The sequence below is a fragment of the Pseudomonas sp. c313 genome (assembly GCF_055407145.1).
The window spans coordinates 1-7,137 of record NZ_JBUZRD010000031.1 but is presented as its reverse complement, the minus strand read 5'-3'; the positions used below and the strand labels follow the sequence as shown (position 1 = coordinate 7,137).

The window sequence follows — 7,137 nt, the reverse complement described above, 5'->3', positions numbered from 1 at the left end:
GGAATGAACTGCGCGAGTACTGCGCATAACGGCGTTTTCGTTAAATGGCCCCCCACAAAAAAGCCCACACTGGTGGGCTTTTTTGCGGGTGCTGGTCAGCCGCCACTGCGAGCAGTGGCGGCTTGGGGAGTGCTATTTCTTGAAGAGAGGAAGCCGCCACCAAGGTGACGGCTTCTCGTTTGGCACACTTTCCGCCGTGCCATGTGTGTCAGGCTTTACCGTCTCAGGCTTGTACTCGATCAAGCGCATAGCTTGGCGAAGCTCGGCCACTTCCTCTCTCAATGCCTTTAGTTCGGCCAGAATCAGGGCTGTATCTTGCGTGCCATTGGCAGTGTCGCCATGTGCCGTTTCTTCTGTTTTTGACTGTGCCAGCGGTTTCAGCTCACCATAGACGCGGATCAGCTCAGACGTCTCCAGACGGCGAGAATTTTCGCCCTCAGGCTCCCAAGATAAGCGGCCTGTGGCCATATCACGGTAGAGCGTGCGTCGGCTCTTTCCGGTCAGCTTTTGGGCTTCCGTGATGGTGTGCCAGGCCATGTGCTACCTCGTTAAAGCTCTAGTGTCATTTGATCGTTCTTGGTGATCGTAAACGAAAAGCCGACGATCTTTCGGCCCTGCCGGCGTGGCTCTATCTGAACAGCCAAGTCGGTACTTGCGTTCAGCTCTTTCAGTGCCGGATTGAGCACGCGTTTACGCATGTCTTTTACGTTCTGGTACTTGTCACCGAGATCGAGCATTTCCCGTAGTTGGGCGAGAGTGCATTCCCGCTGTTTGAGTTTGATGTATTGACTCATTAGTTCGTAGAGGCGGACAGCGTAGAAGCTAGACAGGCTGCCAATCTGCTTGAGTTGGTAGCTGGTGAACTCTTTGTTGAGCATGGTCAGGTGTGGGAGAACTGTAGGGGAAAAGCCTAGTTCGACGCAGCCTTGGCCTTCTCGGTACTTCACATGGAAGACCCAGCGCATGCGTTCCACTATTTTGCCCTTCACGTATCGGCGAATATCGCGGTTGAACAACCTGGTAGCGGCATCATCCAACGCCTCATAGGCGTGCTTCACATCGATGCCGAACACATCAGCAAAGGTGTCGGCCCGGACGGTCAGGTATCCGTCCTTGGGAAGTGGTTTGCGTGGGTCAATCAGAGACGCAGCGCATAGCACTAGGCGTTTCTCATTGAGCGTCAGCGTGTGCGAGGACTCAATGAGCTTGTTGGATTGCGTGACCTTGTTTTCGACCATCACTTGTCTTGACCCGGAGTCTGTCCCTGATAGCACGGAATCTCTCCCCCATGGAAAGCGGCTACCCGGAATCTGTCCCTGATTTAAGTGTAGGGGACAGGGACAAGTCAAGTCCCTGTCCCTGTGGATAATAGCCGGAATCTGTCCCTGATTGAGCCGGAATCTGTCCCCTTTAAACCCGGAATCTGTCCCCTTTAAACCCGGAATCTGTCCCTGAACTTTTGAAAAAGTCCTTTAAAAACAACGAGTTAAAATCACGAAAACAAGTAAAAACAAGAAAAACAAGCTTTAAAAGAGTGGGAGGATGACTCGAGCTCATGAGCCATAGAGACCAACGTCGGAGGAGAGGCGGGAAAGCAGAACAACAAATCCGCCCCTTTAAACCCGGAATCTCTCCCTGATCCAAAACCGGCGCCCCTCCAGTCCCTGCACGCCCTCCCACCTACGTGCACAATTTTAGGCGGTGCAAAGGGGCGTTTCGCTCCTTCGCGGCGCTGGCTACGCCCTGCGCGCTTTGCTTGCGCGGTAATCAACTCGGGGAAGGTCGCGGCTGCACTTAGTGTGCTATCGCCGTGCTATCATTTTCGTGTACATGGAAGATGGTCAGCATTGATTCAGAACCCCCGTTTCGAATCAATCGACACAGGCTAGAGACAGCGCAAGGAATGTGTGCTTTTCACCCCATTCCGCATAACAATGCCTCCACTTTAACCCCTCCATGTACGACATCCTCTCGATCCTGAACATGGAACCGCTATGCCTGACATCAATGAACTCAAAGACAAGATAAATACCAAAACCTTGAATATGGTATTGCTGTCGATCGCAACCCTCGGGCTGTACCTGTTGCTGTGGCTTATCAGAAGCAATCAGAAAATCAGCGAAACAACCAAGATCAAACTGGTCGATAACACCTACATTATCTGGCTGGCCGTCTGCCTTGGCTGGAGCGGCGCTTTATCCAATTTGGGTGAGGCACTGTTCGATGCGCTGTCCGGCATTCTGATTATTGCGGCAAACGCCCTGTATATCGTTTGGGCGTTCAAAGCCAAAAATGCCTTGTCGGAATACGCCCTCCGCGAGCACAAAATCGATCTGCGCATGAACGCGTTCTACACCTTCTTCCTGAACGTCTTCTACATCAACTACTGCATCAACGACCTGCCAGAAGAGCAACGCAAGCAACAGATCCTGCGTGGTCAAACCACTCAGGCCTGATGCGATCGACAGGCTGGCAGTCTCAACACGATTGCCGGCTGTTTGCTTGGCAATTGTTTACCAGGAATCTTAGGAGCCTGTTATCAATCGCTTGAACGCCTCTGAGCCTTGACCATCTTCCCCCAGCACGGCTAATCGTTCAGCCGGGCGAGTCAGAAAACCTTCCAATAAAGCCAACAGAGCAGCACGTTTTTCAGTGGACTGAGTTTGCTGATGCAGTACAGCCGCTCCGACCAAAACCTTGACCCGATCATCTGCCTTTTTGGCGGTAGTTCGTTGTCGTGCTTCTGCCTGCTGAATCTTGGCAGTGAGTTGGTCACGCTTTCGTTTTAGTTCGTCTAAATCAGCCATTCGTTTAATGCCTTTGATGGTGTCTGTTTTTGTCATCCTACGCTAGAGTGTTGGTGCGCACAGTACTACCCTGAAAGAAGAGAAGGGCGCACTTACGCAAACTAAGTTTGCAGGCGGTCGGCAGTGCCGACAAATCAAAAAAGATCACAAGCAAATCGAGAATCCAAAACCGTGGCGCTCTACTCCGCATCCGTCAAACCCGTCAGTCGTAGCAGTGGCCGTTCCGCCACTGCCGCCGCTGCATATCGGAATGCCGAGCGAATCCTCGACGAGCGTACCGGCGAAATTCACGACTACACCCGCCGTTCCGGCGTGGATCACGTCGAGTCATTTTCCCCGGTCGGCATGCGCCCTCAATCCGGGGCCGAACTCTGGAACAAGGCCGAAGCTGCCGAAGTTCGCAAGAACGCCCGAGTAGCCCGAGAAGTTTTGGTCGCGCTGCCGCACGAACTTGACCAGGTGCAACGCCGAGAACTGGCCAAGTCGATTGCCCAAGGCTTGGCCGATCGCTACGGCACAGCGGGAACGCTGGCCGTTCACCATCCCGACCGAGAGGGCGACAACCGCAATCACCACGTCCATCTCCTGATGACCACGCGCCGCCTCGATGCGTCGGGCCAGTTGGGCGAGAAGACCCGCGAACTGGACGACGTGAAGCGCGGCCCGCAAGAGGTGGAGTGGATACGGGCCATGATCGAGGATCAAACCAACTATTCACTGGAGCGCGCCGGGGTTGAGGCGCGGGTGGATCGGCGTTCGTTGATCGAGCAGCGCGCCGCTGCGCTCGATGCCGGCGACATGAATCGCGCCGCGGAGCTGGATCGACCGGCAACCATTCACGAAGGCCCAAGGGTGACGCAGATCCGGCGCGAGTCGGCCCGTAAAGGCCGTGCGCCGTTGGGTGCTCTGGATCGAGCCGCCGCGAATGACCATACCCGCGAACTGGTGACCGACCGGGCGGAGCTGGGCATGGTATCGGCGCAGATTTTCAACTTTGAAAAAGCCCGTGCAGAGCGTGCTGCACGCGAACAAGTGGCTAAAACCGCCGCTGATGGAATGGCCGCTTTCAAGGCTCGTTTCCAGCAAAACCAAGACTTCAACGCTCGTATTGATGCGGAGCGCGAACGGATGGCCAACGAGCTGCACAGAGTTGCCCTGGAGCGCGCCGCACTCGAACGGCAAGAGCAGGCCAAAGAGGCCTTAAAGCGATTCGAAAAAGACCAGTTAATCCACGATAAAGGGCCAAGCAAAGGCCGTGGCGGCCCGGACTTCGGCATGTGAGGGGGATAATTTGAGTATCAGTGAGCAGGAGCTATTTGGCCTGATGGCCGTAGCCCAAGAGCAGCAGCGAGCTGCCAGTGAGGCACTGCAAAAGCTTGAGGATCGACATGTTCAGTTGCATGCACTCATAGCTCGAGCTGGCACAGCCGTTGAAGAGATGAACAAAGCGGGTCAGGCCTCGGCGCTTATCATCGAGAAGGCCACGCGGATCGCGGTCGAGAAGGCGGTTCAGGCTGCTTTAGCGAGCGTCCAGCAACAAACCAAGTCCACTCTGGGTGATTCTGTTACGCCCGCTGTAAAGGCGTTACAGGGCGTTACAGCGCGTGCTGAGCAGGCGGAAGAAAGCCTGCACCAAGCAGCAAGCTTGATCAGCTGGAAGTGGGCCGCCATTTGGGCTTCGACCAGTTGCATGCTGCTGGCCTCCATCGTGGGGTTGTCCATGCTTCTGGTACCCAGCCCCAACGAAATAGCCGACCTGCGGGCCAATGCAGCCGACCTGGAGGCCAAAGGGGGCCGGGTTCAGCTGTCTACATGTGGCGATTCAAAAAGGCTGTGCGCAAGGATTGATCCGAAGGCTGAGAAAGGCGATCAGTACGGTCAAAATGGGCAACGTTGGATGATTCTGCAGGGGTACTGACGCGCTACGCTTGTTTTTCCTTGATGATATACTTGTATAGCAAATCTTATTATGGAGTCTGGCCATGCTTGCGATTCGACTGCCTTCTGACTTGGAAGACCGCCTGGAAAACCTCGCCAAGGCTACCGGCCGTACTAAAACCTTCTACGCTCGGGAAGCTATCGTGGCGCACCTGGACGATCTTGAAGACCTGTACCTGGCGGAACAGCGCCTGTTGGATAACCGTGCCGGTCGCTCGGAGTCCGTACCTCTTGAGGAAGTGATGAAGCGTTATGGCTTGGCGGATTGAATTTGATCGCGCCGCCGAGCGCGAGCTGGGCAAGCTCGATCCACAAGTTGCTAAACGCATCCTCCTGTTCCTGCAGGAGCGGGTCGCGAATCTGGACGATCCGCGTAGTATTGGCGAAGCCTTAAAAGGCTCACGGTTGGGGGATTTTTGGAAGTATCGGGTGGGTGACTACCGTCTCATCAGCAGCATTGAGGACGGCGCGTTGCGCATCCTCGTAGTCAAGATTGGGAATCGACGGGAGGTATACCGCTAGGACTTTCCACTCAATAAAAAACCCGCAGAATCGGGTTTTTTATTTTAATGAAACATTGCTTATGCGTGTGAATCAGGCATCTCGCCAGCGTTGTAATCCTCTCCATTTTTTTGGCCTTTTCCCCCACGCGGTAATCAGTTTTATATTTATTGGGCAGACGTGCTTGTTGGTGTCAGAGCCCATTGGGGAGAAATTTGGTTGCGCCGCTGACATCATCGATTTTTTTGATGCGGAAGGCTTTCAGGCAAGTTTCGTTGCGGGTGTTGGTGTCAGAGCAAAATTGCTTGATGAAATCGGCAAAGATCATCTCTTGGCCATTAACGGTGAGGACGCGCTTGTAATATTCACCGTTGATACCTTGGGCCTGACGACTGGTCGTCATCTCCTGATCTACCACCAGGCGCCCGTGCAGGTCGACAGTCGGGAACTGGGCTTTGGGATCTTCTTTGGAACAGGAGCTTAGGAGGAGGCCTGCGGCAACCAGCGTAAATAAACGCAGCATGATGGATTTATCTCTGATAACGGATGCCCCGGACGAAGGTCCGGGGCAGATCGATAGGAAGATTACTCGCCGAACAAGCGGCTGGAGCGGTTGACTTCAGCCTTGCCGGTATCTTCCAGTAGGGACTTGGCGCCGGAGGTCACATTGCGTGCTGAGTCGGCTTCAGACTGGATCACGTCGGTGCGTGCAGCGCTATCACGCAGCTCGGCATCGATGTAGTCGTTGGTGCGTGCGGCACGGGCTCGCTTCGCTTGTAGTGCTAGGCGACGCTCTTCCAGATCCAGTGCGCGCTGCTCGTCTTCGAAGCCTTCTTCACGAGTTTGAACACGCTTATGTTCGAGTTCTTGTGCCTTGCGCTGCTCAAAGGCCTTTTGCTGCGCAGCCTGCTGTGCCACGGCACGTTGCCGACGATCAGCAGCGCTACGCGCTTCGTCGCGTGCCCGTTCGGCTGCCGCTTGGCGGATGCGTTCGGCCTCAGAGGCTGCTTCAGCCTGTTTGGTTTGCTGTTCGATTTGGTGCAGGTTGTCGAATTGGTTTGCCAATGTCGGCATGGTGAGCAGTGCGAGGACGGAGCCAAGAACAATATGTTTCATGTCCGGCCCCTTAGCTTTTCTTGGGTTCTGGACAGGTCGCATTCGGCTGAATGCGTGTTTCATTGGAGATCGTCATCACCATCAGGGAAATTTCGCCAACTTTGAACTCACAAGGGCGACCCACCTGGGTAGACGTGAAGATTTTTCCGCTTTCGGAGTAACCGATCAGCACGCCCGGAACTAGGGTGGTGTCATTGACCATCGAGCCCGCCATGGCGCCTGCAGCGCCACCGGCTACACCGCCGACAATGGCTGTGTCAGTGTTTTTCGTGTTGCCCAGTGCGGCACCACCGACCAGACCCAGTACCCCACCAGCCATCATGGCTGCCTTCTTGTTCTTCTCGTTGCTGACTTTTATCTTGCTCGGCGAGATGGTAAGGATTTTGACGGTTTTAGCTTCCTGCTGAGTGTTTACCTGACTGGCGTCGAATACATCTGCTTGATACTCCTCGCCGGAAGTTTGGCAGCCAGCAAGAACGGCAGCGATCGAAAGCACCAGGCAGCGTTTTAACATCATCATTTCTAATATCTCTATGAGCGTAAGAAATCCCGAATGGGACAATCCATTGTGATTTGCAGCAATGTGCCACCATTCTAATCAAACTCAAGAAGGCAAAGCTAAGGAAACCTGGGAACGGCTGCAGGGCAGTAGCTGTCCACGCGCCGCCGGCCTATTGGAATGAACTGCGCGAGTACTGCGCATAACGGCGTTTTCGTTAAATGGCCCCCCACAAAAAAGCCCACACTGGTGGGCTTTTTTGCGGGTGCTGGTCAG

11 protein-coding genes are annotated in these 7,137 nt (G+C 54.6%); 5 read left to right on the top strand and 6 right to left on the bottom strand.

Going from position 1 to position 7,137, the window contains the following annotated elements; genetic code table 11:
* Positions 1–132: 132 nt before the first annotated feature.
* A complete protein-coding gene (locus ACZRKZ_RS27615) occupies positions 133–537 on the bottom strand; it encodes a hypothetical protein (RefSeq protein WP_463863230.1) in 405 nt (134 codons plus the stop codon).
* Between the two features lie 11 nt (positions 538–548).
* Entirely contained in the window at positions 549–1,238 is a 690-nt protein-coding gene (locus ACZRKZ_RS27610; RefSeq protein ID WP_463863232.1) for a replication initiation protein, read from the bottom strand.
* A 756-nt stretch (positions 1,239–1,994) separates the two neighbouring features.
* Here ACZRKZ_RS27610 and ACZRKZ_RS27605 point away from each other — a divergent pair.
* Complete coding sequence (locus ACZRKZ_RS27605; protein WP_463863234.1) at positions 1,995–2,456, top strand: DUF4234 domain-containing protein; 462 nt, start codon at positions 1,995–1,997, stop codon at positions 2,454–2,456.
* Between the two features lie 69 nt (positions 2,457–2,525).
* Here the strand turns inward: ACZRKZ_RS27605 and ACZRKZ_RS27600 are convergent, their stop codons facing one another.
* The gene (locus ACZRKZ_RS27600; RefSeq protein ID WP_463863236.1) at positions 2,526–2,807 is read right to left on the bottom strand and encodes a hypothetical protein; all 282 of its coding nucleotides are present in this window, start codon (positions 2,805–2,807) and stop codon (positions 2,526–2,528) included.
* Positions 2,808–2,978: 171 nt separating this feature from the next.
* Here ACZRKZ_RS27600 and mobQ point away from each other — a divergent pair, with 171 nt between their 5' ends.
* The 4 genes from mobQ (at position 2,979) to ACZRKZ_RS27580 (ending at position 5,267) form a co-directional block, all read left to right on the top strand.
* Entirely contained in the window at positions 2,979–4,088 is a 1,110-nt protein-coding gene (gene mobQ / locus ACZRKZ_RS27595) for a MobQ family relaxase (RefSeq protein ID WP_463983194.1), read from the top strand.
* Positions 4,089–4,098: 10 nt separating this feature from the next.
* Positions 4,099–4,725 (top strand): hypothetical protein, encoded by a 627-nt coding sequence (locus ACZRKZ_RS27590; RefSeq protein ID WP_463863240.1) that lies wholly within the window; start codon positions 4,099–4,101, stop codon positions 4,723–4,725.
* 64 nt (positions 4,726–4,789) lie between these two features.
* Positions 4,790–5,014, top strand: a complete 225-nt coding sequence (gene relB / locus ACZRKZ_RS27585; RefSeq protein WP_463863242.1) for a type II toxin-antitoxin system RelB family antitoxin — start codon at positions 4,790–4,792, stop codon at positions 5,012–5,014.
* Positions 4,998–5,267, top strand: coding sequence for a type II toxin-antitoxin system RelE family toxin (locus ACZRKZ_RS27580; protein WP_463863244.1), 270 nt, complete (start codon positions 4,998–5,000; stop codon positions 5,265–5,267). Before relB ends, ACZRKZ_RS27580 begins: the two co-directional genes overlap by 17 nt.
* A 172-nt stretch (positions 5,268–5,439) precedes the next feature.
* Here ACZRKZ_RS27580 and ACZRKZ_RS27575 read toward each other — a convergent pair whose 3' ends face one another.
* The 3 genes from ACZRKZ_RS27575 to ACZRKZ_RS27565 form a co-directional block, all read right to left on the bottom strand.
* Complete coding sequence (locus tag ACZRKZ_RS27575) at positions 5,440–5,769, bottom strand: hypothetical protein (protein ID WP_463863246.1); 330 nt, start codon at positions 5,767–5,769, stop codon at positions 5,440–5,442.
* A gap of 62 nt (positions 5,770–5,831) precedes the next feature.
* Positions 5,832–6,362 (bottom strand): DUF5384 family protein, encoded by a 531-nt coding sequence (locus ACZRKZ_RS27570; protein ID WP_463898462.1) that lies wholly within the window; start codon positions 6,360–6,362, stop codon positions 5,832–5,834.
* A gap of 10 nt (positions 6,363–6,372) precedes the next feature.
* A complete protein-coding gene (locus ACZRKZ_RS27565; protein ID WP_463863228.1) occupies positions 6,373–6,882 on the bottom strand; it encodes a hypothetical protein in 510 nt (169 codons plus the stop codon).
* Positions 6,883–7,137: the final 255 nt, after the last annotated feature.